This window comes from Actinacidiphila oryziradicis (assembly GCF_005047355.1).
Lineage (GTDB): Bacteria > Actinomycetota > Actinomycetes > Streptomycetales > Streptomycetaceae > Actinacidiphila > Actinacidiphila oryziradicis.
Window position 1 is genome coordinate 73,426 of the sequence record NZ_SUMC01000016.1, and the last position, 26,191, is coordinate 99,616.

General features: G+C 70.2%; 20 protein-coding genes. 14 read left to right on the forward strand and 6 right to left on the reverse strand.

The window, feature by feature from the left end; all coding sequences use genetic code 11:
- The first annotated feature begins 114 nt into the window (after positions 1 to 114).
- From FCI23_RS18505 to FCI23_RS18525, 5 genes are all read left to right on the forward strand, one after another.
- Positions 115 to 1,089, forward strand: a complete 975-nt coding sequence (locus FCI23_RS18505; protein WP_136725008.1) for a carbohydrate ABC transporter permease — start codon at positions 115 to 117, stop codon at positions 1,087 to 1,089.
- A gap of 12 nt (positions 1,090 to 1,101) precedes the next feature.
- Positions 1,102 to 2,016, forward strand: a complete 915-nt coding sequence (locus tag FCI23_RS18510) for a sugar ABC transporter permease (RefSeq protein WP_136725009.1) — start codon at positions 1,102 to 1,104, stop codon at positions 2,014 to 2,016.
- A gap of 71 nt (positions 2,017 to 2,087) precedes the next feature.
- Positions 2,088 to 3,770, forward strand: a complete 1,683-nt coding sequence (locus FCI23_RS18515; protein ID WP_136725010.1) for a glycoside hydrolase family 13 protein — start codon at positions 2,088 to 2,090, stop codon at positions 3,768 to 3,770.
- A 25-nt stretch (positions 3,771 to 3,795) separates the two neighbouring features.
- Entirely contained in the window at positions 3,796 to 4,842 is a 1,047-nt protein-coding gene (locus FCI23_RS18520) for a LacI family DNA-binding transcriptional regulator (RefSeq protein WP_265737755.1), read from the forward strand.
- 37 nt (positions 4,843 to 4,879) lie between these two features.
- Positions 4,880 to 5,755, forward strand: coding sequence for a phosphatase PAP2 family protein (locus FCI23_RS18525; RefSeq protein WP_136725012.1), 876 nt, complete (start codon positions 4,880 to 4,882; stop codon positions 5,753 to 5,755).
- A 238-nt stretch (positions 5,756 to 5,993) separates the two neighbouring features.
- Here the strand turns inward: FCI23_RS18525 and FCI23_RS18530 are convergent, their stop codons facing one another.
- Positions 5,994 to 9,170: a bifunctional [glutamine synthetase] adenylyltransferase/[glutamine synthetase]-adenylyl-L-tyrosine phosphorylase gene (locus FCI23_RS18530; RefSeq protein WP_136725077.1), complete on the reverse strand. Its 3,177-nt coding sequence runs from the start codon at positions 9,168 to 9,170 to the stop codon at positions 5,994 to 5,996.
- Between the two features lie 261 nt (positions 9,171 to 9,431).
- Here FCI23_RS18530 and FCI23_RS18535 point away from each other — a divergent pair, with 261 nt between their 5' ends.
- The 3 genes from FCI23_RS18535 (at position 9,432) to FCI23_RS18545 (ending at position 12,804) form a co-directional block, all read left to right on the forward strand.
- On the forward strand, positions 9,432 to 10,319 hold the full coding sequence (locus FCI23_RS18535; RefSeq protein ID WP_136725013.1) for an alkaline phosphatase family protein: 888 nt from the start codon (positions 9,432 to 9,434) through the stop codon (positions 10,317 to 10,319).
- Positions 10,320 to 10,321: 2 nt separating this feature from the next.
- Positions 10,322 to 11,644, forward strand: a complete 1,323-nt coding sequence (locus FCI23_RS18540; protein ID WP_136725014.1) for an MFS transporter — start codon at positions 10,322 to 10,324, stop codon at positions 11,642 to 11,644.
- Positions 11,645 to 11,772: 128 nt separating this feature from the next.
- Positions 11,773 to 12,804 (forward strand): TolB-like translocation protein, encoded by a 1,032-nt coding sequence (locus FCI23_RS18545; RefSeq protein ID WP_136725015.1) that lies wholly within the window; start codon positions 11,773 to 11,775, stop codon positions 12,802 to 12,804.
- Between the two features lie 28 nt (positions 12,805 to 12,832).
- Here FCI23_RS18545 and glnA read toward each other — a convergent pair whose 3' ends face one another.
- On the reverse strand, positions 12,833 to 14,194 hold the full coding sequence (glnA, locus tag FCI23_RS18550) for a type I glutamate--ammonia ligase (RefSeq protein WP_136725016.1): 1,362 nt from the start codon (positions 14,192 to 14,194) through the stop codon (positions 12,833 to 12,835).
- Between the two features lie 371 nt (positions 14,195 to 14,565).
- On the opposite strand from glnA, the gene FCI23_RS18555 reads away from it, so the two are divergent.
- Positions 14,566 to 16,047, forward strand: coding sequence for a multicopper oxidase family protein (locus tag FCI23_RS18555; protein WP_136725017.1), 1,482 nt, complete (start codon positions 14,566 to 14,568; stop codon positions 16,045 to 16,047).
- A gap of 89 nt (positions 16,048 to 16,136) precedes the next feature.
- Positions 16,137 to 17,900 carry an NAD+ synthase gene (locus tag FCI23_RS18560; protein WP_136725018.1) on the forward strand — a complete coding sequence of 588 codons (1,764 nt, stop codon included), beginning with the start codon at positions 16,137 to 16,139 and terminating at the stop codon, positions 17,898 to 17,900.
- A 184-nt stretch (positions 17,901 to 18,084) separates the two neighbouring features.
- On the opposite strand, the gene FCI23_RS18565 is transcribed toward FCI23_RS18560, so the two are convergent.
- The 4 genes from FCI23_RS18565 to panB all read right to left on the reverse strand — a co-directional run bounded on the left by FCI23_RS18565 (position 18,085) and on the right by panB (position 21,048).
- Complete coding sequence (locus tag FCI23_RS18565; RefSeq protein WP_136725019.1) at positions 18,085 to 18,789, reverse strand: anti-sigma factor family protein; 705 nt, start codon at positions 18,787 to 18,789, stop codon at positions 18,085 to 18,087.
- Positions 18,786 to 19,376, reverse strand: a complete 591-nt coding sequence (locus tag FCI23_RS18570; RefSeq protein WP_136725020.1) for a sigma-70 family RNA polymerase sigma factor — start codon at positions 19,374 to 19,376, stop codon at positions 18,786 to 18,788. Before FCI23_RS18570 ends, FCI23_RS18565 begins: the two co-directional genes overlap by 4 nt.
- A gap of 41 nt (positions 19,377 to 19,417) precedes the next feature.
- Complete coding sequence (locus FCI23_RS18575; RefSeq protein WP_136725021.1) at positions 19,418 to 19,951, reverse strand: hypothetical protein; 534 nt, start codon at positions 19,949 to 19,951, stop codon at positions 19,418 to 19,420.
- 182 nt (positions 19,952 to 20,133) lie between these two features.
- Positions 20,134 to 21,048, reverse strand: a complete 915-nt coding sequence (gene panB, locus FCI23_RS18580) for a 3-methyl-2-oxobutanoate hydroxymethyltransferase (protein WP_136725022.1) — start codon at positions 21,046 to 21,048, stop codon at positions 20,134 to 20,136.
- Between the two features lie 159 nt (positions 21,049 to 21,207).
- Here panB and FCI23_RS18585 point away from each other — a divergent pair, with 159 nt between their 5' ends.
- The 4 genes from FCI23_RS18585 (at position 21,208) to FCI23_RS18600 (ending at position 25,946) form a co-directional block, all read left to right on the forward strand.
- Positions 21,208 to 22,809: an MFS transporter gene (locus tag FCI23_RS18585; RefSeq protein WP_136725023.1), complete on the forward strand. Its 1,602-nt coding sequence runs from the start codon at positions 21,208 to 21,210 to the stop codon at positions 22,807 to 22,809.
- Positions 22,806 to 23,441, forward strand: a complete 636-nt coding sequence (locus tag FCI23_RS18590) for a TetR/AcrR family transcriptional regulator (RefSeq protein ID WP_136725024.1) — start codon at positions 22,806 to 22,808, stop codon at positions 23,439 to 23,441. Before FCI23_RS18585 ends, FCI23_RS18590 begins: the two co-directional genes overlap by 4 nt.
- A gap of 221 nt (positions 23,442 to 23,662) precedes the next feature.
- Entirely contained in the window at positions 23,663 to 24,580 is a 918-nt protein-coding gene (locus FCI23_RS18595) for an endonuclease/exonuclease/phosphatase family protein (RefSeq protein ID WP_407645990.1), read from the forward strand.
- Between the two features lie 154 nt (positions 24,581 to 24,734).
- Entirely contained in the window at positions 24,735 to 25,946 is a 1,212-nt protein-coding gene (locus FCI23_RS18600; protein ID WP_136725026.1) for an MFS transporter, read from the forward strand.
- Positions 25,947 to 26,191: the final 245 nt, after the last annotated feature.

Sequence of the window (26,191 nt, forward strand, 5' to 3'; positions counted from 1 at the left end):
CCGACCCCCGGTCCGGGCGGCCGGGACTCGAGATGGTTCGAGTCCACGCGCCCGGCTGCCCGGACCGGGCACCACATGACCGCCGACAGCCGCTTCCGAGAGAGCCGATGAGCGATGACCACCGCAGCCATAGACAAGCAACCGCGACCGCGGCCCCGTCTCCTGACGTCGGTCAAGCGGTCCTGGGACAAGCACTGGTACGCCTGGGCCATGGTCGCCCCGGTGGTCATCGTGCTCGCAGTGCTCGTGCTCTACCCGTTGGGCTACGGCTTCTACCTGTCGCTCACCAACGCCAACGAGGCAAATGTCGCCCGTGACATCGGCGCCTTCCACGCCCCGGCCACCTACCACCTCGTCGGCCTGGACAACTACTGGAACGTCGTCTCCGGCGCCGACGGCGACTTCTACCCCCGTCTCACCTGGACCGTCGTCTGGACCTTCTGCTGCGTGGCCTTCCAGGTCGGCATAGGCATGGGGCTGGCGCTGCTGCTCAACCGCGAGGTGCGCTTCCGGCTGCTCTACCGCACTTTGCTGATCCTCCCCTGGGCGGTCCCGGCCTTCGTCGGCGTCTTCGCCTGGCGGCTGATGCTCAACTCCCAGTTCGGCGTCTTCAACGACATCATCACCAGCGTCGGCCTCCCCGCCCAGAACTGGCTCGCCACCCCGCTCGCCCAGAAAGTCGCCGTCATCATGGTGAATGTCTGGATCGGCGTACCCTTCAATATGGTCGCGCTGCTCGGTGGACTCCAGTCCATTCCCAAGGAGCTGTACGAGGCTGCCGAGATGGACGGCGCGTCCCCCTGGCAGCGGTTCGTGAACGTAACCCTCCCGGGGCTGCGCCCGGTCACCAACACGGTGATCCTGCTCGGCTGCATCTGGACCTTCAACATGTTCGCGGTCATCTATCTGCTGCTCGGCAACAACACCACCGGCGAGACCGACATCCTGGTGACCTATGCCTTCCGCAAGGCCTTTACCGGGATATCCGACTACGCCGGCGCGTCGACCTACGGCATCGTCATCCTGGCCCTCTTGCTGGCCTTCTCGACCTTCTACCGCCGTCGCACCCTGAAGACCGAGCAGGCGTAAGGAGCCCGCGTCATGACCGCAGCGACCCACTCCGGCGCCCCCACGACCAGCGCCCTCGCCCGCGACACCGCCCTCACCTCCGCCGCCGTACGCCCCCACCGCCGCGGCGGGCGCAGCCGGGGCGCCTCCGTCGCCCTGCATGCCACGCTCATAGCCGCCAGCGTCATAGCGGCCTTCCCGGTACTGTGGATCCTGTTCATCTCGCTTGGCCCGAGGACCGCCTGGCAGGACCCGGGCGCGGTCCTGCGGAGCCTGAGCCTGGACAACTACGTCAAGGTCGTCACCGACACCGACTTCCCCAAGTGGTTCGGCAACACGGTGATCGTCGCGGCCGGCACCACCCTGCTCGGTGTGTTCCTCGCCTCGACCGCCGGCTACGCCGTCTCGCGGATGAAGTTCCCCGGCTCCAAGCAGCTGATGTGGAGCTTCCTGGTCACCCAGATGTTCCCGATGGCCGTACTGATCGTGCCGCTGTACGAGCTGCTCGCCCGCTTCGGCCTGATCGACAACTACCTGGGCCTGATCCTCACCTACGCCACCACCGCCGTCCCCTTCTGCGCCTGGATGCTCAAGGGATACTTCGACACCATCCCGCACGAGATCGACGAGGCGGGCCGGGTCGACGGCCTCACCCCCTTCGGCACCTTCTGGCGGCTGGTCATCCCGCTCGCCCGGCCGGGCCTGGCCGTGACCGCCTTCTACAGCTTTCTCACCGCCTGGGGCGAAGTCGCCTACGCGTCCCAGTTCATGGGCGCCGACCATTACACCCTGGCGGTGGGTATCCGTACCTTCGCCTCCGACCAGCGCGCAGACTGGGCCATGATGACCGCCGCCTCAGTGATCATCCTGATCCCGGCGACCCTGGTCTTCCTGCTGGTCCAACGCCATCTCGTCTCCGGCCTCACCGCCGGCGGAACGAAGTCCTGACACTCGTTTCGTACTTCCACAGTTCCGCCAAGAACGCCAACCGTCGTTCCCCCGCACACCAAAGGGAATCCATGAGCCAGCACCTCGCCGATGCGCCCGGCAGCACCCTTTCTTCTGCTGCATCCTCCGCAGTCGCCGCCGGCCGCAAAGGGTGGTGGCGCGACGCGGTGATCTACCAGGTCTATCCGCGCAGCTTCGCCGACGGCAACGGCGACGGCATGGGCGACCTCCCCGGCATCCGCGCCCGGCTGCCGTACCTCAAGCAACTGGGCGTCGACGCCGTCTGGCTCTCCCCCTTCTACGCGTCCCCGCAGGCCGACGCCGGCTACGACGTTACCGACTACTGCGCCGTCGACCCGATGTTCGGCACCCTCACGGACGCCGACGACCTGGTGCGCGACGCACACGCCCTCAATCTGCGGGTCATCGTCGACCTCGTTCCGAACCACTGCTCCGACCAGCACGAATGGTTCAAGCAGGCGCTCCGCGAGGGCCCCGGCTCGCCGCTGCGGGAACGCTTCCACTTCCGGCCGGGCAAGGGCGAGCACGGCGAACTGCCGCCCAACGACTGGGAGTCGATCTTCGGCGGCCCGGCCTGGACCCGTACCACCAATGCCGACGGCACCCCCGGCGACTGGTACCTGCACCTCTTCGCCGCCGAGCAGCCCGACTTCAACTGGGACCATCCCGCCGTCCACGACGAGTTCCGGTCGATTCTCCGCTTCTGGCTCGACCTCGGCATCGACGGCTTCCGTATCGATGTCGCCCATGGCCTGGTGAAGGCCGCGGGCCTGCCCGACATCGGCTACTCCGGCCAGGTCAAGCTGCTCGGCACCGAGGCGATGCCGTACTTCGACCAGGACGGCGTGCACGAGATCTACCGCAGCTGGCGCAAGATCCTCGACGAGTACGAGGGCGAACGCATCGCCGTCGCCGAGGCCTGGACCCCGACCGTCGAGCGCAGCGCCCTGTATCTGCGCCCCGACGAGCTGCACCAGGCCTTCAACTTCGAGTACCTGACCACCGGTTGGGACGCCACCGAGCTGCGTGCCGTCATCGACCGGTCGCTGACGGCCATGGACGCGGTGGGCGCCCCGGCGACCTGGGTGCTGTCCAACCACGATGTCGTACGGCACACCACCCGCCTGGCGGCCGGGGCCGAGGAGCGCGGACTGCGCCGTGGCCGGGCCGCGACGCTGCTGATGCTGGCGCTGCCGGGGTCCGCTTACCTGTACCAGGGCGAGGAGCTGGGCCTGCCGGAGGTGGTGGACCTGCCGGCCGAGGTGCGCCAGGATCCGGCGTTCTTCCGCAACTCCGGCCAGGACGGCACCCGGGACGGCTGCCGGGTGCCGATTCCATGGGCCGGCGACAGCGCCCCGTACGGTTTCGGCCCGGTGGAAGGCGGCCCCAGCTGGCTGCCGCAGCCGGCGGAGTGGGCGGGGCTGAGCATCGAGGCGCAGGACGGGGATCCCACCTCGACGCTGGAGTTCTACCGCAGCGCGCTGGCCGTGCGCCATGAGCACCCCGCCCTCGGCGCGGGCCGCACGGTGACCTGGCTGGAGGCGCCCGAAGGGGTGCTGGCGTTCCGCCGCGACAGCGAACACGGCACCTTTGTCTGCACCGTGAACCTCACCGCCCTGCCGGTCTCCGTGCCGGCCCCGGGCCGTCCGCTGCTCGCCAGCGCCGACTTCGAAGCCGGCGAGGGCGAGAGCGTTGTACTCCCCGGCGACACCACCGTCTGGTGGGCAGTCTGACATGCGACCGGTAGGGTCCAGTCCTGTGACCGCAAGGCTTGCCGATATCGCGGGGCAGGCGGGGGTCAGCGAGGCGACCGTCAGCCGGGTGCTCAACGGCAAGCCCGGGGTCTCCGCGACCACTCGCCAGTCCGTACTGGCCGCGCTCGATCTGCTCGGCTACGAACGGCCGGTACGGCTGCGGCAGCGCAGCGCGGGTCTCGTGGGACTGATCACGCCGGAGCTGGAAAACCCGATCTTCCCCGCGTTCGCGCAGGTCATAGGGCAGGCGCTGACCCGGCAGGGATACACCCCGGTGCTGGCCACCCAGACTCCGGGGGGCTCGACGGAGGACGAGCTGGTCGAGATGCTCGTCGAGCGCGGCGTCGCGGGGATCATTTTCGTCTCCGGCCTGCACGCCGATTCCACCGCCGACATGGAGCGGTACGAGCGGCTGCACGGGCAGGGCGTGCCATTCGCCCTCATCAATGGATTTTCGGACAAGATCAAAGCACCGTTCATATCTCCGGACGACCGGGGCGCGATGCGGCTCGCCGTCACCCATCTGGCGGCGCTCGGACACGAGAAGATCGGGCTTGCCGTCGGCCCGAAGCGGTATGTGCCCGTACTGCGGAAGATAGAAGGTTTCCTCCGCAGCATGGAGGACGTGCTCCACCTGCCGCCCGAACGGGGCGAGGAGCTGATCCGGCACTCCCTCTATACCCTGGAGGGCGGCCAGGCCGCCGCCACCGGGCTCATCGAGGACGGCTGCACGGCCATAGTCACCGCCTCCGACATGATGGCGCTCGGCGCCATCCGGGCCGCCCGGGAGCAGGGACTGTCGGTGCCCGGCGATGTCTCGGTGGTCGGCTTCGACGACTCCCCGCTGATCGCCTTCACCGATCCGCCGCTGACCACGATCCGGCAGCCGGTACCGGCCATGGGCCAGGCCGCCGTGCGGGCCCTGCTGGAGGAGATCGGCGGCACGCCCGCTCCGCACAGCGAATTCGTCTTCCTGCCGGAGCTCGTCGTGCGTGGTTCGACCGCCGCGGCGGTCTCTGTCCGGGATGGCCAGAATCCGTCAGGGGGCTGATCGGACGAGCGGCCCCCATCTGGCAGACTGTCGCCCCATGGGGGAATCGACCGCGAAGTTCATGGACGGCCGGACGGCTGTACCGCCTCGCTCCTCCATCGGTTCCCAAGCTTCTGATACCGATGGAGAACAGCGGACTCGATGGCGGCAGCGCACGCCCTTCTCACCGCGTGCACGTCGCGGACCCCGGGTGTGGTTCGAGATCCTGCTGATCGCCATCGGTTATTGGGTCTACTCGCTGGTCCGCAACTCCGTGCCCGAACGGGACGAGGCGGGCATGCGCCACGCGCACCAGGTCTGGGACCTGGAGCAGTCGCTCGGACTCGGTATCGAGTACACCGTCAATCATGCCGTGAACTCCATAACGTGGCTCATCATCGGGATGAACTACTACTACGCGACCTTTCACTTCATCGTCACACTGGGCGTTCTGGTGTGGCTCTTCCGCAAGCACCCGGCGCAGTACGCGTCGATCCGGCTGGTCCTGTTCGTGACTACCGGGATCGCACTCGTCGGCTACTACTCCTACCCGCTGGCGCCGCCGCGGTTCATACGCGGTGAGGGTCATGACTTCGTCGACACCGTGAAGGTGCATCACACCTGGGGCTCGATGGCCTCCGGCGACCTCGCGCATGTCTCGAACCAGTACGCCGCCATGCCGTCCATGCACATCGGGTGGTCCCTGTGGTGCGGCATCACGATCGCCGTGCTGGCCAAGCCGGTGTGGGTGAAGGTGCTCGGGCTTCTCTACCCGGTGACGACCCTGTTCGTGATCATCTCCACCGCCAACCACTTCTGGCTCGACGCCGTCGGCGGTACGACCTGCCTCGCCTTCGGCTTCGCCGTGGCCTGGGCGGTGGCGTATCTGCCCGCCGGGGCCCGCATTGGCGCCTGCGGCGGGCTTCTCCCCTGACCCTCCCCTTCCCGGCTGCGGCTCATATACGGCTGACGCCGCGTGGGGAGCTCCGCCCCCGGACCCGCCCCCTGCGGGCGTAGGGGGACCCCTAGGCCCTCAAACGCCGGACGGGCTGGAATGTCACCCTGGGCGGAGCCACCCCACGCGGCGCCAGCCGCATATTGGACGGAGCCGGGAAGGGGCGGGGAGGGGAAAGCGCCGCAGGCACCACCGCCCCGGCCACCGGCGCGCGGCGTCACCCTTCGTAGAAGAGCCGCTCCACAACCGCCCGCGCCCGCCTCGTAACCCGACGGTAGTCGTCCAGCATCTCCCCGACCCGCCCAGGCCCGTACCCCAGGTACCGCCCGACCGCCGCCAGCTCCCGCCCGTCGGACGGAAAGGTGTCACCGGGCCGCCCGCGCACCAGCATGACCGCGTTGCGGACCCGGCTCGCCAGCACCCACGCGGTGTCCAGCACCTCCGCGTCCTCCTCCCCCACCAGGCCGACGGCCGCGGCGTGCGCGAGCGCGGCACGGGTGCGGGTGGTACGGAGTCCGGGCTGCTCCCAGCCGTGCCGGAGTTGGAAGAGTTGCACGGTCCATTCGACGTCGCTCAGCCCGCCGCGCCCGAGCTTGGCGTGCGTGGTCGGGTCGGCGCCGCGCGGCAGACGCTCGGCTTCCATCCGGGCCTTCAGCCGCCGGATCTCGCGTACGGCGTCATCGCCGAGGCCCCCGGAGGGATAGCGGAGGGGGTCGATGAGCTCGATGAAGCGGGCGCCGAGTGCTTCGTCGCCCGCCACGGGGGCAGCGCGGAGCAGGGCCTGGCTCTCCCAGGCCAGGGACCAGCGCCGGTAATAGGCGCCATATGAGGCGAGGGTCCTTACCAGGGGGCCGCTTTTGCCTTCGGGGCGGAGGTCGGCGTCGATGAGCAGGGGTGGGTCGGCGGTGGGGATCTGGAGCAGCCGACGCAGTTCGTTGGCGGCTTTCAGGGCGGCGCGCGAGGCCTTGTTCTCATCGGCGCCTTCGTGCGGCTCGTGGACGAAAAGCACATCCGCGTCCGAACCGTAGCCGAGCTCACAGCCGCCGAAGCGGCCCATGCCGATGACCGCGATGCGGGTGGGAAGCGGCTCGCCGTCGATGGCCTCGACGGAGTCGATGGCGGCCTGGAGGGCGCCGGTGACGGCGGCGGCATTGATGTCAGTGAGGGCGGCGCCCAGTAGGTCCAGGGAGTGCCCGGCTTCGGCGCCGGGCCGCTGCTCGGGCTCGGGCGGCAGCGGCCGGGCGGGGGCCGCCGCCGGGTGCCGGGGCCGGCCGGCGGGCGGCGGGCCGTGGGGAGAGGCCGGGGCGAAGCCGGAGGCGGCGCTGCTGAGGTCCGCCGCGGCCGTACGGAACAACTCGCGGCGGCGCACCCCGCGCACCGCGGCCACGGCCTGCTCCGGCGAGGTGGCGCGGTGGACGGCGGCGAGCACTTCCTGCTCAAGCGCGGCGCGGGCGCGCGGCAGCAGCCCTTCCTCGTCACCGAGCAGGGCCACGGCCTCCGGAGCGCGCATCAGCAGGTCGGGCGGGAGCCGCCCGGAGGACAGCACCCGGGCGAGGTTCTCCGCCGCCGCGCCCTCGTCGCGAAGCAGCCGCAGGTACCAGGGGGTACGCCCCAGGGCGTCCGAGACCCTGCGGAAGTTGAGCAGCCCGGCGTCGGGATCGGCGGAGTCGGCGAACCATCCCAGGAGCACCGGCAGCAGGGTCCGCTGGATTGCCGCCTTGCGGCTGACTCCGGAGGCCAGCGCCTCCAGGTGGCGCAGTGCGGCGGCCGGGTCGGCGTAGCCGAGTGCCTCCATGCGCTGCTTGGCGGCGCCGGCGGACAGCACGGCCTGGCCGACCTCGCCGGGGGCGAGCTGGGCGACGGCGTCGAGCAGCGGGCGGTAGAAGAGCTTCTCGTGCAGCCGCCGCACCTCGAAGGCGTGCCGCTTCCACTCCCGGTTGAGCCCGGCGACCGGGTCGACCCCGCTGTCCCATTTGTACATACGGGCGAGCGAGCGGCCGAGCCGTCGGAGGTCGGCCTCGCCGTCCGGCACCAGGTGCGTGCGCCGCAGCTTGTGGAGCTGTATCCGGTGCTCCATGGAACGCAGGAAACGGTACGCCTCGTCCAGTTGCGATGCGTCCGCCCGGCCGACATAGCCGCCGGCGGCGAGCTGGCCGAGGGCGGTCAGGGTGGTGCCGCTGCGCAGCGACGGATCGGTGCGGCCGTGCACCAGTTGCAGCAGTTGTACGGCGAATTCGACGTCCCGCAGGCCGCCGGGGCCGAGCTTCAGCTCGCGTTCGACGTGCGCGACCGGGATGTTGTCGACGACCCGGCGGCGCATTTGCTGCACGTCCGGTACGAAGTGCTCACGATCGGCGGCCTGCCAGACCATGGGCGCCAGGGCGTCCATGTACTCCTGGCCGAGTTCCAGGTCGCCTGCGACCGGCCGGGCCTTGAGCAGCGCCTGGAACTCCCAGGTCTTCGCCCACCTCTTGTAGTACGCCAGGTGGCTGGAGAGGGTCCGCACCAGGGGGCCGTTCTTGCCCTCGGGCCGCAGATTGGCGTCGACCTGCCAGATCGTGCCCTCGGCGGTGGAGTCCGAGCAGATCCGCATCATCCGGGCGGCGATCCGGGTCGCCGCCCGCAGCGCCTCGGTTTCCTCGTCTTCCCGGCTGTGGGCCTCCTCCGCTGCCGCCGGTTCCTGCGGTGCGTCCGGCGCCCCTGGCGCCCCCGGCGCCTCCACTGCCTCCGCCACGAAGATCACGTCCACGTCGGAGACGTAGTTCAGCTCGTGGCCGCCGCACTTGCCCATCCCGATCACCGCGAGCCGGCACACCGCCGCGTCCTCCGGCGACTCCGCCATCGCGATCCCCAGCGCCGCGCGCAGTGTGGCGGTGGCAAGGTCCGCCAGTTCGGCGGCGGTCTGGGCGAGGTCGCTGGTGCCGCATACGTCACGGGCGGCGATGCCCAGCAGGCAGCGGCGGTAGGCGGAGCGCAGCGCGTCGGGGTCGGTGGCCGTCCGCAGCGCACGTTCGAAGTCCGAGACGCCCGGATGCAGATCGGCCGCCTCATATGTGACCAGCGCGTGCCAGTCACGGGGGTGTCGCTCCAGATGGTCACCGAGTGCGACAGAGGCCCCCAGCACACCCAGGAGCCGGTCCCGCAGTGGCTTGGCGGTGGTCACGGTGTCCAGCAGTGTGTGCCGCTCGCCCTCGTCCAGGGCCTCCACGAGCCGTACCAGCCCCAGCAGCGCCTGATCCGGGTCGGCCGTCGCTCCCAGCGCGTCCAGCAGCACCGGATCTGTCCGTACGGCGGAGAGCTCCGGCGCGTTCAGCAGCCGTTCGGCCGTCGCCGCGTCCGTGAACCCGTGGCGCAACAGCCGTGAGAACGCACTGCTCCGCCGTCCTGGCTGCATGGTCACGCCCCTCTCTTGATCCACCGTTGAGAGCCTAACCGTCCTGCCCCGGACCGGATACGCCACGGCTCCGTCGGCTCGCAAAAGTGACGAAGGGAGCAGGGAGGAAGCACAGAGGCGGCACGGAGGCAGTCGTATACACACGTTTCCCAGAAGTTTACGCGCGTAGCACTTACCACCGGAAGCAACCCGCTTCTACGCTTGCGGCGCGCCACCTTCCCCGCCCCCCACACCCGGAGGAACGTCGTGCACCACTGGATCATGCCCAAATCCGGCCGTTCCGGCCGAACCGTCACCGCTCTCACCACCGTCATGGGCCTCGCCGCCGCATCGATCGGCCTGTGGGCCGGCTTAGGCGGCGCCACGACAGCCCACGCGGCGAGCACCGTCCCCACCCCCGACCACGTGATCGTGGTGGTCTTCGAGAACCACGCCTACAGCCAGGTCATCGGCAGCTCCAGCGCCCCGTACATCAACTCGCTCAAGACCGGCGGGGCCAGCCTCACCGCCTCGTACGCCGAGACTCACCCGAGCCAGCCCAACTACTACGCGCTCTTCTCGGGCGGCACCCAGGGCATAACCGACGACAGCTGCATAACCCCCGGCTTCAGCTCCGCGGCCAACCTCGGCTCCGAACTGATCGCCGCCGGCAAGACCTGGGGCAGCTACAACGAGACGCTGCCCAGCCAGGGCTCGACCACCTGCAGCAGCGGCAACTACGCGCAGAAGCACAATCCCTGGTTCGGCTTCAGCAACGTCCCGACCTCCTCGGCCCAAACCTTCGCGCAGTTCCCGACGGACTACACGACGCTGCCCCAGGTGTCCTTCGTCGTACCGAACCTCTGCAGCGACATGCACGACTGCTCCGTCGCGACCGGTGACACCTGGCTCCAGACCAATCTCAGCGCCTACGCCACCTGGGCCAAGACCCACAACAGCCTCCTCGTCGTCACCTTCGACGAGGACAACCGGCTCAACAGCAACCGGATCCCGACCGTCCTGTACGGGCAGCCGGTGACGGCGGGCAGCACCTCATCGACCACGTACAGCCACTACAACCTGCTGCGCACCCTGGAGGACATGTACGGCACCACGCATGCCGGGAACGCCGCCTCCGCGTCCGACATCACGGGCATCTGGGCGAGCTGACCGTGTACGTAGCGGACAGTCGCGGCACGCCCGCACCGCCCGCGCCGGCCGCCCGGGGCACTCGCCCCGGGCGGCCGTCCGGCCGGCCCGCCGCCGTCGCCCCCGTCGTCCTGGCCCTGGGCAGCGTCAGCCTGATCACGGACATATCGTCCGAGATGGTCACCGCCGTGCTGCCGCTCTACCTCGTCACCGGCCTCGGCCTGTCCCCGCTCGGCTTCGGACTGCTCGACGGCGTCTACAACGGCTTCAGCGCACTGGTCCGGCTCGTCGGCGGCCACCTCGCCGACCGAGGCGGCCGCCACAAGGCGGTCGCGGCCTTCGGCTACGGCCTCTCGGCGCTGTGCAAACCCTTGCTGCTGGCCGTCCACACCCTGCCGCTGATCGGGGCCGTGCTCGCCGCCGACCGCACCGGCAAGGGACTGCGCACCGCCCCGCGAGACGCGCTGATCTCACTGTCGGCGACCCCGGAATCGCGCGGCCGCGCCTTCGGTGTGCACCGGGCGATGGACACCGCCGGCGCCCTACTGGGCCCGCTGGCCGCGTTCCTGATCCTGCGTCAGGCAGCCGACGGCTACGACGCCGTGTTCACGGTGAGCTTCTGTGTCGCCATGGCGGGGGTGCTGGTGCTGCTGCTCTTCGTTCCGGGCCGCTCGCGCCCGGAGGCCGCGAAGTCCGCCGCCGCCGGACCCGGGCTCCCCGCCGCGCAGCGGCCCACGCTGCGCGCCGCGCTTGCTCTGCTGCGGCAGCGGGACCTGCGCAGGCTCACCGTCTGCGCGGTGCTGCTGGGCTTGGCCACGGTCAGCGACGCGTTCGTCTACCTGCTGCTCCAGCACCGCCTGGGCGTTCCCGACCGGTGGTTCGCACTGCTCCCGCTGGGCACCGCCGCCGCGTTCCTGGCGCTCGCGGTGCCGCTGGGACGGCTCGCCGACCGGCTCGGCCGCTGGCGGGTCTTCCTGGCCGGGCATCTCACGCTGCTCATCGCATACGGACTGCTGCTCTCCTCCGTGCACAGCGGGGCGCTGCCGTACGCCGTCCTCGCTCTCCTCGGCGCGTTCTACGCCGCCACCGACGGCGTCCTCATGGCCGCTGCCGCTGGCGCGGTCCCGCCCGAGCTGCGCTCCAGCGGCCTGGCCCTCGTCCAGACCGGCCAGGCAGCGGCCCGCTTCGCCTGTTCCATCGCCTTCGGCGCCGCCTGGACCGCCTGGGGCGACCGCACCGCCCTTGCCACCGCCGCGACGGTCCTCGCGGTCTGCGCGGCGGGATCGGCGTGGCTGCGCCCCGCCGAAACCGGCACCGACGCCGAGTCCGGAAGGGCCCTCGCATGACCCCCGCGCCGCCCGGCGCCCCGGAGCCGGAGAGCCCCACCGCCGGACCCACCGAACGCGACCGGCCCGGCACGAAGCCCGCACCGGACTCCGTACCACCGCCACCGCCCGCCAGGGAGGGCCCCCGCATGACCACACGTAACCGGCTGCTCGTCCTCCTGGCGGCCCTCGCTGTCCTCGCCACCGTCGCCGCCGCGTCCGTGCTGCACGCCGCCGACCGTGCCGCCCGCAAGGACCAGACGCAGGCCGGCGGACCGGCCGTCAGCACCGGATCCGTATCGCTCGCCGCAGGCACAGGCACAGGCACCCGCCGTATGGTCTTCCGCAACATGGCCTGGGGCCCGCACCGCGACGAGCTCGCGACCGTCCCCGCCGACAACCCCACGGGCCCGCGCACCGCCTCCGGCCTGAGGTGCCTGCGCTTCTACGCCGCCGCCGGCACCGGGATCTGCCTGCAGTCCGTCAGCAGTGCCCTCCAGGACCACTACCGGGCCGTCGTCCTCGACTCCCGGCTCCGCGAACTGCACCGCTACTCCCTGGCCGGCATCCCCACCCGCGCCCGGGTCTCGCCCAGCGGCCGCATGGTCTCCTGGACCGTCTTCGTCAGCGGCGACTCCTACGCCGGCACCAACTTCTCCACCCGTACATCCGTCCTCGACACCCGCACCTGGCGGCTCCAGAGCAGCCTGGAGTCCTACCGCATCACCAAGGACGGCCACTCCTACCGCGCCGCCGACACCAACTTCTGGGGCGTCACCTTCGCCGACGACACCCGCTTCTACGCGACCCTCGCCACCGGCGGCAAGACCTACCTCGTACGCGGCGACGCCGCCGCCCAGACCGTCCGCACCCTCCGTACCAACGTCGAGTGCCCCTCCCTCTCCCCCGACGGCACCCGCATCGTGTTCAAAAAGCGCGTCAAGGGCCTCTCACCCGACGCTCCCTGGCGCCTGTTCGCCCTCGACCTGCGCACCATGCGCGAAACCCCGGTCGCCGAGCACCGCAGCGTCGACGACCAGGTCGTCTGGGCCGACAACCACACCCTCGTGTACGCCCTGGCCGGCGACTACGGCGCCGACCTGTGGACCGTCCCCGCCGACGGCAAAGGGGCGGCGCGACGGCTGATGAACGCCGCGCTCGCCCCTGCGTACATCGGCTGACGCACTGCCCGCGCCCGCCCCCGCGCGCCTACAGCACCGGCAGGAGGTTCCGCAGCTCGAAAGCGGTGACCTCGGAGCGGTACTCCTCCCACTCCCGCTTCTTGTTGCGCAGGAAAAAGTCGAAGACATGCTCGCCGAGCGTCTCCGCGACCAGCTCGCTGCGCTCCATCAGAGTGATCGCCTCGCCCAGGTTCTGCGGCAGCGGCTCGATGCCCAGTGCCCGGCGCTCGGCGTCGGTGAGCGCCCAGACGTCGTCGTCGGCGCCCGGCGGGAGCTCGTAGCCCTGCTCGATGCCCTTGAGGCCGGCGGCGAGCAGCACCGCGTATGCCAGGTAGGGGTTGGAGCCGGAGTCGATGGAGCGGACCTCGACGCGGGTGGAGCCGGTCTTGCCGGGCTTGTACATGGGGACGCGAATGAGGGCGGAGCGGTTGTTGTGGCCCCAGCAGATGTACGACGGGGCCTCGCCACCGGCGCCGGCGGTGCGCTGGGAGCCGCCCCAGATGCGCTTGTAGGAGTTGACCCACTGGTTGGTGATCGCGGAGATCTCCCCGGCGTGCCTGAGGAGGCCCGCGATGAAGGAGCGGCCGACCTTGGAGAGCTGGAACTCGGAGCCCGACTCGTAGAAGGCGTTCCGGTCGCCCTCGAAGAGGGACAGGTGGGTGTGCATGCCGGAGCCGGGGTGCTCGGAGAAGGGCTTCGGCATGAAGGTGGCGTGCACGCCCTGCTCCAGTGCGACCTGCTTCATGACCAGCCGGAAGGTCATGATGTTGTCGGCGGTGGAGAGCGCGTCGGCGTACCGGAGGTCGATCTCCTGCTGGCCGGGGGCGCCCTCGTGGTGGGAGAACTCCACTGAGATGCCCATCGACTCCAGCATGGTGATCGCCTGGCGGCGGAAGTCCTGGCCGATGTGGGTGGGGGTGTGGTCGAAGTAGCCGGAGGAGTCGGCGGGGATGGGGACCGTGCCGTCCGTCGGCTTGTCCTTGAGCAGGAAGAACTCGATCTCGGGGTGGGTGTAGAAGGTGAAGCCGAGATCGGAGGTCCTGGCCAGGGCACGCTTCAGGACGTAGCGGGGGTCCGCGTACGAGGGCGAGCCGTCCGGCATGAGGATGTCGCAGAACATCCGGGCCGTGCCGGGGGCCTCGGCGCGCCACGGCAGGATCTGGAAGGTGCCCGGGTCGGGCTTGGCGATCATGTCCGATTCGTACACACGGGCGAAGCCCTCGATCGCCGAGCCGTCGAAACCGATGCCCTCGTCGAAGGCGCCCTCCAACTCGGCCGGCGCAACGGCCACCGACTTCAGATAGCCGAGCACATCGGTGAACCAGAGCCGCACGAAGCGGATGTCGCGTTCCTCCAGCGTCCGGAGCACGAATTCCTGCTGCTTGTCCATAGTTTCCTAACCTCGCAGCTCCACGGCCCGTCGTGAAGTGTGGGCGCTGATCCGATGACACGTTCAGTGTCGCTCCATGCTATTTCGCTCGGGTTACGAAGTGGTGCTCGGGGGCCTGCGGGCTGCGGCTGTGTATGGTCATTCCGACACCCGGATACCGGAGAGGGGTATGCGCGATGATGCGCAGGCTGCCGTTGCCCGCCGTTCTGCTCCCCGGGACCGTCACGGTGCACCGGGTGGGCCATCCGGGTGGCCTCTCGGCGCCACCCCCTCAGATACCCCTCGCGTCGCTCTCGGTCATGCGCATATAGACGGCACTCTCACTCGCCGCCTCCGCCCGCACATCCACCGACGACACGAGGGATCTCTGCATGCCTACGCACACCCGGCGAGCCGTGCTCGCTTTCACCGGCGCCGCCACCCTCGCTGCTTGCGGTACCAAGCAGCGCACCGACGCCGCGGTAGCACCCTCACCCGGCCACTATGTCTCCCCCCACGGCCCCGAGGTCGCCACCACTGAGCGCAAACGCTTCACGAACGGCGACGTCTACAAGACCCGGCTGACCGCCACTGTGGGCCCTGTCGAGCTCGGCGGCGGTCGCACCGTCGACACCTGGACCTACAACGGCGATCTGCCCGGCCCCCTGATCCGCCTCAAGGCCGGCGACACCTTTGCCGCCCGCTTCGCCAACCACCTCCCCGAGACCACCTCCGCCCACTGGCACGGCATCAACAACCGCAATGACATGGACGGCGTGCCCGGTCTCACCCAGCCCCCGATCGAGTCCGGCGACGGTTTCGACTTCCGCTTCGCGGTCAGCCGTCCGGGCACGTACTGGTTCCATCCGCATACGGGGGTGCAGCTGGACCGCGGCCTGTACGGACCGCTGATCGTCGACGACCCGAGGGAGCCGCTCAGCTATGACAGGGAGTGGATCGTCATGCTCGACGACTGGGTCGACGGCGTGGGCGGCAGCACCGCCGAAACGGTGATGGGCGAGCTGATGGGCAAGCCGGCCCACCCGAGCCGGCTGCTCCACAAGGGCCACACGCCTTCGCTCCGCGGCGTCCCCGGCCACGTCAAGTACCCGCTGTACCTCGTCAACGGCCGCGCCTCGGACGATCCCTCGGTCTTCCGGGCCCAGCCCGGTGACCGCATCCGCATCCGCATCATCAACGCCGGCAGCGACACCGCCTTCCGGGTCGCGCTCGGCGGCCACAAGATGACGGTCACCCACACGGACGGCGCTCCGGTGCGGCACGCCCGGACCGACTGCCTCCTGATCGGCATGGCCGAGCGCTACGACGTGCTGGTCACCGCAGGCGACGGAGTCTTCCCCCTCACGGCCGTGGCCGAGGGCAAGGGCGCCTCCGGTCTCGCCATCCTCCGCACCTCCTCCGGAGAAAGGCCCACCGCCGCCGCCCGCCCCGCCGAGCTCAGCCGCACCCTGATGCTCCCGGCCCGGCTCCGGGCCGACGACAGCGTCCGCCTCCCGGGGGCGGCCCGGCCCGACCGTACGCTCCGGTTCGACCTCACCGGCAACATGCGCCGATTCGACTGGGCCTTCAACAACCAGCCCTACGAACCCGGCCGCCGTCACGCCATCCGGGCCGGCGAGCGGGTCCGCCTCACCTTCCGCAACCACACCCACATGTGGCACCCCATCCACCTGCACGGCCACACCTTCGAGCTCACGGGCGGCGGGCCCCGCAAGGACACCATGATCATCCTGCCTGGCCAGAACATCTCCGTCGACTTCAAGGCCAACAATCCGGGCCTTTGGATGCTCCATTGCCACAACGTCTACCACTCGGAGGCGGGCATGATGACCGTCCTCGGTTACCTGCGGTAGCAGGGGCCCTGAGCGTCCGGCTCCGCCGCCCGGCGGAGCCGGACGGTCCCACCCGGCTATCGTGTCGGACTGACGAATACACTGGGTCCGTGCCTCAACTTCGCCTTGCTTTGAATCAGATCGATTCCACCGTCGGCGATCTCGCCGCGAACTCCGATTCGATCATGCGCTGGACCCGGCACGCGGCCGAGCAGGGAGCCCACCTGGTGGCGTTCCCCGAGATGGCGCTGACCGGGTACCCCGTCGAGGACCTCGCGCTCCGCTCCTCCTTCGTCGCAGCCAGCCGCGCCGCGCTCGACGCGCTCGCGGTCCGGCTCGCCGCCGAGGGTTTCGGGGAGCTGCCGGTGGTCGTCGGCTACCTCGACCGCAGTGAGAAGGCCCAGCCCCGGTACGGCCAGCCCGCGGGGGCACCGCGCAACGCGGCGGCGGTGCTGCACGGCGGCAAGGTGGTGCTGCGGTTCGCCAAGCACCACCTCCCCAATTACGGGGTCTTCGACGAGTTCCGGTACTTCGTGCCGGGCGACACGCTGCCCGTGGTTCGGGTACACGGCATCGACGTCGCCCTCGCGATCTGCGAGGACCTCTGGCAGGACGGCGGACGGGTCCCCGCGGCCCGTACCGCCGGCGCCGGGCTGCTGCTGTCGATCAACGCCTCGCCGTACGAGCGCGCCAAGGACGACACCCGGCTGGAGCTCGTGCGCAAGCGCGCCCAGGAGGCCGGCTGCACCCTCGCCTACCTCGCGATGATCGGCGGGCAGGACGAGCTGGTCTTCGACGGCGACTCGATCGTCGTATCGGCCGAGGGCGAGGTGATCGCCCGCGCCCCGCAGTTCGAGGAGGGATGCGTGCTCGTCGACCTCGACCTCCCCGCCGCCGCCCCCGAGGCCCCGAGCGGCACCGCCGACGACGGTCTGGAGATCGAGCACGTCACCCTCTCCGCCGAGCCGCTGCCCGCGTACGAGGTGGAAGTGCCCGGCGGACAGGCTCCGCGCCTGGAGGACGACGAGGAGGTCTACACCGCCCTGGTCGTCGGCCTGCGCGCCTACGCCGCCAAGAACGGCTTCCGCAGCGTGCTCATCGGGCTCTCCGGCGGGATCGACTCCGCGCTCGTCGCCGCCATCGCCTGCGACGCGGTCGGCCCGCGGAACGTCTACGGCGTCTCCATGCCCTCCCACTACTCCTCGGACCACTCCAGGGCCGACGCCGCCGAGCTCGCCCGGCGCACCGGGCTCAACTTCCGGACCGTGCCCATCGGCCCGATGTTCGACGCCTACATGGCATCCCTGCACCTCACCGGGCTGGCCGAGGAGAACCTCCAGTCCCGGCTGCGGGGCACGACGCTCATGGCCATCTCCAACCAGGAGGGCCACATCGTGCTCGCCCCGGGCAACAAGAGCGAGATCGCCGTCGGCTACTCCACCTTGTACGGGGACTCGGTCGGCGCCTACGGGCCCATCAAGGACGTCTACAAAACCGGCGTCTTCCGGCTGGCGAAATGGCGCAACCGCGCCGCGCTGGAGCGGGGCCAGACCCCGCCCATCCCCGACAACTCCATCACCAAGCCGCCGAGCGCCGAGCTGCGGCCCGGCCAGGTCGACACCGATTCCCTGCCGGACTACGACATCCTCGACCGCATCCTGGAGCTCTACGTCGACCAGGACCAGGGGAGCGGCGCGATTGTCGCCGCCGGCTACGACGCCGAGCTTGTCGCGCATGTGCTGCGGCTTGTCGATACCGCCGAGTACAAGCGGCGGCAGTACCCGCCGGGCACGAAGATTTCCGCGAAAGGCTTCGGGAAGGACCGGCGGCTGCCCATCACCAACCGCTGGCGCGAAGCACCTGCCGCGGGCTGAGCACGGGTCCGCTGCGCCTGCGGCGCGCCTTCCCCGCCCACCCGCCCCGATTGCCTGCCCCGCACCGCAGCCGTGTGCCTGTGGCCGCGCGCCATCGCCCAGCGCACGTCGGGGCGGCAGTCTCGTAGACAAGGAGCACGCGGCGCCCCGCGCCCGGGAGGGGGCGGGGCGCGGTGGGGGGCGGCTAGACGTGGACGCTGACCAGCTTCTTGCCGGTGGAGGTGACGACGTCAAATCGGTCGATGTTGCTGGCGGACAGCCCGGCGCCGCCTTCGACCGAGAGGGGTTTCGGCTGGGACTTGGTGCCGTACCCGTCGGAGGAAACGTTCCAGGTGGAGACGGTCTGCTGAGTGCCGTCCTTACCTACGGCGACAAGCTGGCAGGTGAGCGGTCCATTGACTTTGGAGAGCTGAAGGGCGACCTGGGTGCCCCAGGCCTTCTGCACCATACCCAGCTTGGCCTGGACACCACTGGTGGCGTCGGTGGCCGTGTACGTCATGGCCATCGGGGACGACGACGAGCTGCCGCTGCTCTGGGTGGCGATGACGGCGACGGTCGGGCCGCCGACGACGAGGACGGCTGCCGCCGCGAGGGCGAGCCAGCGCCGGCGGCGCCGACGGCCGCGTTCGACGGAGACCGAGTCAAGGAGCCGCCCGAGCATGGCCTCGCCATTGGGCAGTACTGGAGCACCGGCGCCGGCCGGGGCGAGCTCGGCGAGGACGGGCACCAGGCCGCTGAGCTCATCGAGCTGCTGGCCGCACTGGTGGCAGATGGCGAGGTGCTGCTCGAAGCGGAACATGTCCGCGTCGTCGAGGACGCCGAGGACGTAGGCTCCGACGTCGGTGTGTGGGTCGTGGGGGGCCTCGGCCCCGTATCCGTAGACGGTCATGAGGTCGTCACACCCCTCTCCTCCAGTGCGATTTTGAGCGATCGCAGGGCGTAGAACACCCGCGAGCGCACGGTGCCCGGCGGAACGCCGAGTTCAGCAGCCGCTTCATTAACGGTACGGCCCTTGAAATAAGTTTCGATCAGCACCTGCCGGTGCGCGTCGGTAAGGTCTTCGAGCGCGTCGGAGATCGTCATCAGCCTCAAGGAACGGTCGAGTTCGTCCTCGGCGGGCAGCTGGTCCAAGGCTGCGGGCGAGGCCTCCGGCGGACGGGCCAGCCGGCTGCGGTGCCCGTCTATGACGAGGCGCCGGGCGACCGTTACCAACCAGGGTCGCAGCGAGCGAGCGGCGGGGTCGAGCCGGGACGCGCTCTTCCATGCCCGGAGCAGCGTCTCCTGCACGATGTCCTCGGCAAGGTAGCGGTCGCCGCCGACCAGCCTCAGTACGTACGCGAAGAGCGCGCCCGAGTGCTCGCGGTAGAGCGCCCGCATGAGGTCCTCTTCCGGGACCCGCCCGGCGTGCTCGGCCACGGCGGCATCCTGCCGCACCGCACCGCCCGAGTCGAGTCGGTGGAGGGCTTCCCGTCCCATCGGCTTCCGCTTCCGATCAGTAGTTGGTGCTGTTAGAACCGTCACTGCGTCGGGCTGGCCGAGGCCGTCACACCGGCCTTCGTGCCGTCGGGGGCCGACACGAACCACACTCCGCCGACCGTCTGTCCGTTGGTGTCGCCGGCCGTCTTGTCGCCGGAGTAGCGGTAGAGCGGCCAGCCGCCCAGGGTCGCCTGGAGGGTGCCGTCGGCCCGCTTGACGCTGCCGACCAGATTCGCGTCCACGCCCTTGATCTGGGTGTCGGAAGCGGCCGGTTCAGGCGGCCACGTGGTGGCGCAGGTATCGATGCAGTTGCTGGCGGGCGGGGCGGAGGTGTCCTTGTCGAAGCGGTAGAGCACCCATCCGTTGGCGTCGGTCACGACCGAGGTGGCGAGCTTGGCGTTCTGGGCGACGGCGAGGCCGCCGGCGGGGTTGGTCGGCGAGGCGACGGGCACCTGCGGGGCCACCGTCGCCGCGGATTCGGTGCTGCCGGTGGAACTGCACGCGGTGACGGCGAGCAGCATCGCGGCCGCCAGGGCGCCAGTGGCAGCGGAGCGCCGGATCGAGGAAGAGCGCATTTCATGGCCCCCGATGGACTCGTGAAGACGGGTTGTGCACCGCCCGGGTGGCGGTCACCATGAAGTACGCAAGGGGCGCCCGTACGACTCAACGCGCCCGGAAAAAACTTCGGCCCCGGGCGCGTCACGCCCGGGGCCGAAAAAATCCCACGTCAGCGGGGGTCGAGGTGCCGTCGGCGGGGTCAGTGGAAGCTGTGCTCCGCCGCCGGGTACGCACCGCCGACGACGTCCTCGGCGAATGCCTGGGCCGCGCCGCCCAGCACCTCGCGCAGCTGCGCGTACTGCTTGACGAAGCGCGGCATACGACCGCCGGCCATCCCGCCTGCCATTCCTGCCATGTCTGTCCACACCAGCACCTGCGCGTCGCACTCCGGACCGGCGCCTATGCCAACGGTCGGGATGTTCAGGCTGAGGGTGACCTCGGCGGCCAGCTCGGCCGGGACGAGTTCGAGGACGACGGCGAAGGCGCCGGCGTCCTGCACGGCCTTGGCGTCCCGCAGCAGCTGGTGGGCGGCCTCCTCGCCGCGGCCCTGCACCGGGTAGCCGCCGAAGGCGTTGACGGACTGCGGGGTGAGGCCGACGTGGGCCATGACGGGGATGCCGGCCTGGACGAGGAGCTCGATCTGGTGGGCGGAGCGCTCGCCGCCCTCCAGCTTGACGGCGCCGACCCCGGCGTCCTTGACGAGGCGGGTGGCGTTGCGCAGCGCCTGGGTGGGGCTCTCCTGGTAGGAACCGAAAGGCAGGTCACCGATGACCATGGCGCGGCTGGTGCCGCGGACCACGGCGGCCGACAGCATCGTCATCTGGTCCATGGTGACCGGGACGGTGCTGTCGTAGCCGAGGTGACAGTTGCCCATCGAGTCGCCGACCAGCAGCACCGGGATGCCGGACTCGTCGAAGACGGAGGCCGTCATGGCGTCGTAGGCGGTGAGCATGGGCCACTTCTCGCCGCGCTCCTTGGCGGCGGCGATGTCGCGGACGGTGATGCGGCGGGTCCCCTTGCCGCCGTACAGCGACCTGCTGCTGTCGGCGGAGGCGGGGCCAGGCGCGGGCGCGGGGGTCACAGGCTTCTGGGCAGCCGGAACGGCGTGCGTCATTGCAACGGCTCCTTCGTCATCTCGAGGCGCCCTGACGGCGTCCCCGGACCAATCCCATGGTGGCACTCGCCGCCGGAAGAGCAAAGGGGGGGCCGCCTTTTGCGTAAGCTTTATGATACGAGACGGTCCCGTATCGTAAAGCGGATCTAGCGTGGAACCATGGCCTCTCCGCTGTCCGCGCCCCTGTCCCCGCCGGTCCCGGAGGCGGTCCACCGCCGCCGGTGGGTGATCCTCACCGTGCTGCTGCTCAGTCTGCTGGTCGTCGTTCTCGACAACTCGATCCTCAATGTGGCGATGAAGACCATCGCCACCCCCGCCCCCACCGGCCTGGGCGCCACCCAGAGCCAGCTGGAGTGGGCGATCAACGCCTACACCCTGGTCTTCGCCGGGCTGCTCTTCACCGCCGGACTGCTCGGCGACCGCCTCGGCCGCAAGAAGGTGCTGCTCTTCGGCATGCTGCTGTTCGGGGTCGGCTCGGTGCTCTCCGCCTTCTCCGGCTCCTCCGGCCAACTCATCGTGTTCCGCGCGGTGATGGGCTTCGGCGGCGCCTTTGTGCTGCCCGCCACCCTCGCGATCATCATGAATGTCTTCGAGCGCGAGGAGCAGCCCAAGGCCATAGGCATCTGGACCGGCGCCGTCGGCCTGGCCATCGCCATAGGGCCGATCACCGGCGGACTGCTGCTCCAGCACTTCTGGTGGGGCTCGGTCTTTCTGGTCAATGTGCCGATCGTCGTTGCCGCACTCATAGCGATGGTCTTCATCGTCCCCGACTCCAGGGACCCGAACCCCGGGCGGCTCGACCCGGTCGGGGTGCTGCTGTCCATCGTCGGGCTGACGCTGCTGATCTATGGGATCATCAAGGGCGGCCAGCTCGCTGACTTCACCGCGCCCCAGGTGTGGTTGACCGTCCTGGCCGGGCTCGTCGTGCTGGCCGGTTTCGTGGTGCACGAGCGGCGCAGCGACCACCCGGCGTTGGACGTCGGCTACTTCCGCGATCCACGGTTCTCCGCCGCCGTCGGCGCCATCGCGCTGGTCTTCTTCGCACTGATGGGCGTGACCTTCTTCATGGTCTTCTACACCCAGAGCGTGCGCGGCTACTCCGCCCTCCAGTCCGGCGAACTGCTCCTGCCGCTCGCCGCCGCCCAGATGATCTTCGCGCCGCGTGCCCGGCTGGTCGTCGACCGCTTCGGGGCGCGCGCGGTGTGCGGGGCGGGCATGGCGCTGGTCACCGCGACTTTCCTGGGTTTTCTGCTGCTCGGCCAGGACACCCCGGTGTGGGTGCTGGAAGTGCTCTTCTTCTTGCAGGGCACAGGGATGGCGCATGTCATGACCCCGGCGACCGTTTCCATCATGACCGCGCTGCCCCGTGAGAAGGCGGGCTCGGGCTCCGCTGTGAACAACACCTTCCGGCAGGTCGGCGGAGCGCTCGGGATCGCCATCCTCGGCTCGCTGCTCTCCGCCACGTACCGCGACCGCATCAGCGGCAGCCTCAGCACGCTGCCGCCCGGCCTGCGGCACACCGCCGGCGAGTCCATCGAGGCCACCCTCGGCGTCGCGGCACGGCTCGGGCCGCCCGGAAAGGCCCTGGTCCAGCCCGCCAACGACGCCTTCCTGCACGCGATGCACATCACCGCCGCCACCTCGGCCGGTGTCACACTGGCCGGCATGGCTGTCGTACTGCTCTTCCTGCCCGGCAAGGAGGCCACCGGGCGCCCCTCCGGCGACGAGGTCAAGGCCGCGGCCGCCGAGGCCCGGCAATGAGCCCGGGCTCCGGCCCGCACACGGCGGAGCGGCGCGGGCGGCCACGCGACTCCGGTACCGATTCCGCGATCATCGAGACCGTACTGCGGCTCATGGAGGAGGGTGCCACGATCGGCGCCCTGTCGATCGAACGGATCGCCCGCGAGACCGGCGTCGGCAAGGCCACCGTCTACCGCCGCTGGTCGGGCAAGGACGCACTGCTGGTCGACGTCATGAAGTCGCTTGAGGAGACCGCCCCTCCGTTGAAAGGCGAATCCGTCCGTAACGACCTCGTCAGCTGCCTGGAGTTCGCCCGGCGGCGGGGGCTCGCGAAGCGGTCATCAGCGGTGCTGCGCAACGTCCTCGGCCAGATCCACAGCAATCCCGGGCTCTGGGGCCAGTACCAAGAAACGGTCATCGCCACCCGGCGCGAGGCGATGCACGAGGTGCTGCGCCGGGGTGTACACACCGGTGAAATCCGCCCCGGCGTGGACCTGGACCTGCTCAGCGACCTCTTCACCGGCCCCCTACTGGCCCGTGCGGTGCTACGACCGGACGGATCCCTGGAAGAGGGACTCCAAGAGGGACTCTCGGAACAGATTGTCGACACCGTCCTCGCCGGAGTGGCCCCGCCACCGGTCGCTGGTGGCTGACAGACAGCATGTCTGGGTTTTGTCACATTGGAGCCCGTCTCCCGCCGGGGACCGTCCGCACCCTGTCAATCCCCTAAGGTCGACAGGGCACTCGGCAATGCAGTAAGGACTCCCCCATGGCTCAGGCGTATGGCTCGGATGTGACGATGGACGACGGGCCGGGGCCGCACCGGCCCTCGGACCCGTCCCGGCGGCCACGACTGCGATGGCGGCGGGAGGGAATGTGGCGGCGCGGCATCATCACCGCCGCGCTGGCCGTGGTCCTGACGCTGCTTCTGTTCCTGCACTCCGATGTGCCCAACCGGATCGGCAACCTCGGCAGCCTGTTGGAGACTTTCCTGCCCTGGCTGGGCCTGGCCGTGCCGCTGCTGCTCGTGGTGGCGCTGCTGCGCCGCTCGGCGACGGCGCTCATCGCCCTGCTGCTGCCGGCCGTGGTCTGGCTGAATCTCTTCGGCGGCCTGATCACCGGCAAGGGCTCCGCCGGCGGCGACGTCACTGTCCTCACGCACAATGTCAACGCCCAGAACATCGACCCGGTCGGCACCGCCAAGGACGTCATCGCCAGCAACGCGGACATCGTCGCCCTGGAGGAGCTGCCCGAGGTCCAGGTCTCCACGTACGAGCGACAGCTCAAGACCGCCTACCGGTACCACTCCGTACAGGGCACCGTCGGGTTGTGGAGCAAGTACCCGCTCAGCGGTGTGCAGCCGGTCGACATCCGGCTCGGCTGGGTCCGTGCCATGCGCGCCGACGTGGCCACCCCGCACGGGAACCTCGCGGTGTACGTCGCCCATCTGCCATCCGTACGGGTCAAGTTCGACGCCGGCTTCACCGCTACCCAGCGTGACCGCAGCGCCGACGCACTCGGCGAGGCCATCGCCGGGGAGAAGCTCAAACGCGTCGTCCTCCTCGGCGACCTCAACGGCACCATGAACGACCGGGCGCTCGCCAGTATCACCTCCCAGATGCGCTCCACCCAGGGCGCCGCCGGGGACGGCTTCGGCTTCAGCTGGCCGGCGAGCTTCCCGATGGCCCGGATCGATCAGATCCTGGTCCGGGGCGTCGAACCGACCAAGTCGTGGGTGCTGGCCCCGACCGGCAGCGATCACCGTCCGGTGGCGGCGCAGATCAAGCTGTAGACCGTACCGACGACGGCTCAAACATTAGCCTCGCCGTAACGTCGCGTACGCACGGGGGAATACTGGGCCTGGGACACTTTGTTCCGTAGTTAAACTTAACGACGGAACCCGCACCGCCTCGTCCCCAGCCTGGCACGTCCCTGAAAGGTCTCTCATGCCCCTGGCCCTGCTCGCACTGGCGATCAGCGCATTCGGCATCGGTACAACAGAGTTCGTGATGATGGGCCTGCTGCCCAATGTCGCAAACGACCTGCACACCTCGATCCCCACCACCGGCTACCTCGTCTCCGCCTACGCCCTCGGCGTCGTCATCGGCGCCCCGCTGCTGGCCGCCCTCACCACCCGTATGCCGCGCAAGACCGTGCTGATCTCCCTCATGGGGCTCTTCACGATCGGCAACACCTTCTCCGCCCTCGCGCCCAGCTACGGCTGGCTCTTCGCGGGCCGGGTGCTCGCCGGACTGCCGCACGGTGCCTTCTTCGGCGTCGGCGCGGTCGTCGCGGCCGGCATGGTCGACCGCGAGCGGCGCGCCCGGGCTGTCTCGATGATGATGGTCGGCCTCACCGTCGCCAACATCATCGGCGTCCCGATCGGCACCCTCGTCGGGCAGTCCCTCGGCTGGCGCGCGACGTTCCTGGCCGTGGGCGCCATCGGGCTCGCCGCCATGGCCGGCATCGCGGTGCTGGTACCCCGGCTCCCCGCCACCCAAAGCGCCGGGCTGAGGCACGAGCTCTCCGCCTTCCGCAGCGGTCAGGTCTGGCTGGCGCTCTCCACCACGGTCTTCGGCTTCGCCGCCGTCTTCGCCGTCTACAGCTACATCACCCCGCTGCTCACGGATGTCGCCGGCTTCGGCGACAGCAGCGTCACCCTTGTGCTCGCCCTGTTCGGTGTCGGCGCGACCATCGGCAACCTGCTCGGCGGCCGGCTCGCGGACCGCGCCCTGCGTACCGCCCTGATCGGCGGGCTCGCCGCCCTCACGGCCGTGCTCGGGCTCTTCACCGTCGCCGCGCACGCGGAGTGGAGCGCGGCCGTGATGGTCGTACTGCTCGGCGTCGTCGCCTTCACCACGGCCTCGCCGCTCATGATGATGGTCATGGAAAAGGCCCCCCACGCCCCCAGCCTGGCCTCCTCCGCCAACCAGGCCGCCTTCAACCTCGCCAACGCGGGCGGCGCCTGGCTCGGCGGTCTCGTCATCGCCCGCGGCTTCGGCTACACCGCTCCCGCTGTGGCCGGTGCGCTGCTCGCGGTCAGCGGGCTCGCCATCGCCGTCACGGCCGGCCTGCTGGAACGGCGGGCACCGGAGTCCTCCCGCATCGTCGCTGCGGGCGTGGCTCACGCCGAGCAGGACTCTGTGGGCGTCGCCTGACCGCTTGGCTTTCCCGCCCACCCACCTCCGGCCGGGGGACCCCATGGTCGGCCGCTGGGTGGCCCTCACGGGCTGTGTGCGGGTGAGTCTGAACCTTACGGTCCCGGGTAACGGGCGAGCGAAGCGAGATGGGGGTCCCCCCGGCCGAAGGCTGGGGGGAGGGCGGGAAACCCCCGCGCCGCAGGCGCGGGCACCGCCCACCGGCCCGCAGACCGTAACCGCACCCCCGCCCAGCGCAGCGCAGC

Excerpts from the sequence above, each read along its gene's own strand:
- FCI23_RS18505 (WP_136725008.1), top strand. The coding sequence starts at position 115 with ATGACCACCGCAGCCATAGACAAGCAACCGCGACCGCGGCCCCGTCTC.
- FCI23_RS18510 (WP_136725009.1), top strand. The coding sequence starts at position 1,102 with ATGACCGCAGCGACCCACTCCGGCGCCCCCACGACCAGCGCCCTCGCC.
- FCI23_RS18515 (WP_136725010.1), top strand. The coding sequence starts at position 2,088 with ATGAGCCAGCACCTCGCCGATGCGCCCGGCAGCACCCTTTCTTCTGCT.
- FCI23_RS18525 (WP_136725012.1), top strand. The coding sequence starts at position 4,880 with ATGGGGGAATCGACCGCGAAGTTCATGGACGGCCGGACGGCTGTACCG.
- FCI23_RS18530 (WP_136725077.1), bottom strand. The coding sequence starts at position 9,170 with ATGCAGCCAGGACGGCGGAGCAGTGCGTTCTCACGGCTGTTGCGCCAC.
- FCI23_RS18535 (WP_136725013.1), top strand. The coding sequence starts at position 9,432 with ATGCCCAAATCCGGCCGTTCCGGCCGAACCGTCACCGCTCTCACCACC.
- FCI23_RS18545 (WP_136725015.1), top strand. The coding sequence starts at position 11,773 with ATGACCACACGTAACCGGCTGCTCGTCCTCCTGGCGGCCCTCGCTGTC.
- glnA (WP_136725016.1), bottom strand. The coding sequence starts at position 14,194 with ATGGACAAGCAGCAGGAATTCGTGCTCCGGACGCTGGAGGAACGCGAC.
- FCI23_RS18555 (WP_136725017.1), top strand. The coding sequence starts at position 14,566 with ATGCCTACGCACACCCGGCGAGCCGTGCTCGCTTTCACCGGCGCCGCC.
- FCI23_RS18565 (WP_136725019.1), bottom strand. The coding sequence starts at position 18,789 with ATGACCGTCTACGGATACGGGGCCGAGGCCCCCCACGACCCACACACC.
- FCI23_RS18570 (WP_136725020.1), bottom strand. The coding sequence starts at position 19,376 with ATGGGACGGGAAGCCCTCCACCGACTCGACTCGGGCGGTGCGGTGCGG.
- FCI23_RS18575 (WP_136725021.1), bottom strand. The coding sequence starts at position 19,951 with ATGCGCTCTTCCTCGATCCGGCGCTCCGCTGCCACTGGCGCCCTGGCG.
- panB (WP_136725022.1), bottom strand. The coding sequence starts at position 21,048 with ATGACGCACGCCGTTCCGGCTGCCCAGAAGCCTGTGACCCCCGCGCCC.
- FCI23_RS18585 (WP_136725023.1), top strand. The coding sequence starts at position 21,208 with ATGGCCTCTCCGCTGTCCGCGCCCCTGTCCCCGCCGGTCCCGGAGGCG.
- FCI23_RS18590 (WP_136725024.1), top strand. The coding sequence starts at position 22,806 with ATGAGCCCGGGCTCCGGCCCGCACACGGCGGAGCGGCGCGGGCGGCCA.
- FCI23_RS18595 (WP_407645990.1), top strand. The coding sequence starts at position 23,663 with ATGTGGCGGCGCGGCATCATCACCGCCGCGCTGGCCGTGGTCCTGACG.
- FCI23_RS18600 (WP_136725026.1), top strand. The coding sequence starts at position 24,735 with ATGCCCCTGGCCCTGCTCGCACTGGCGATCAGCGCATTCGGCATCGGT.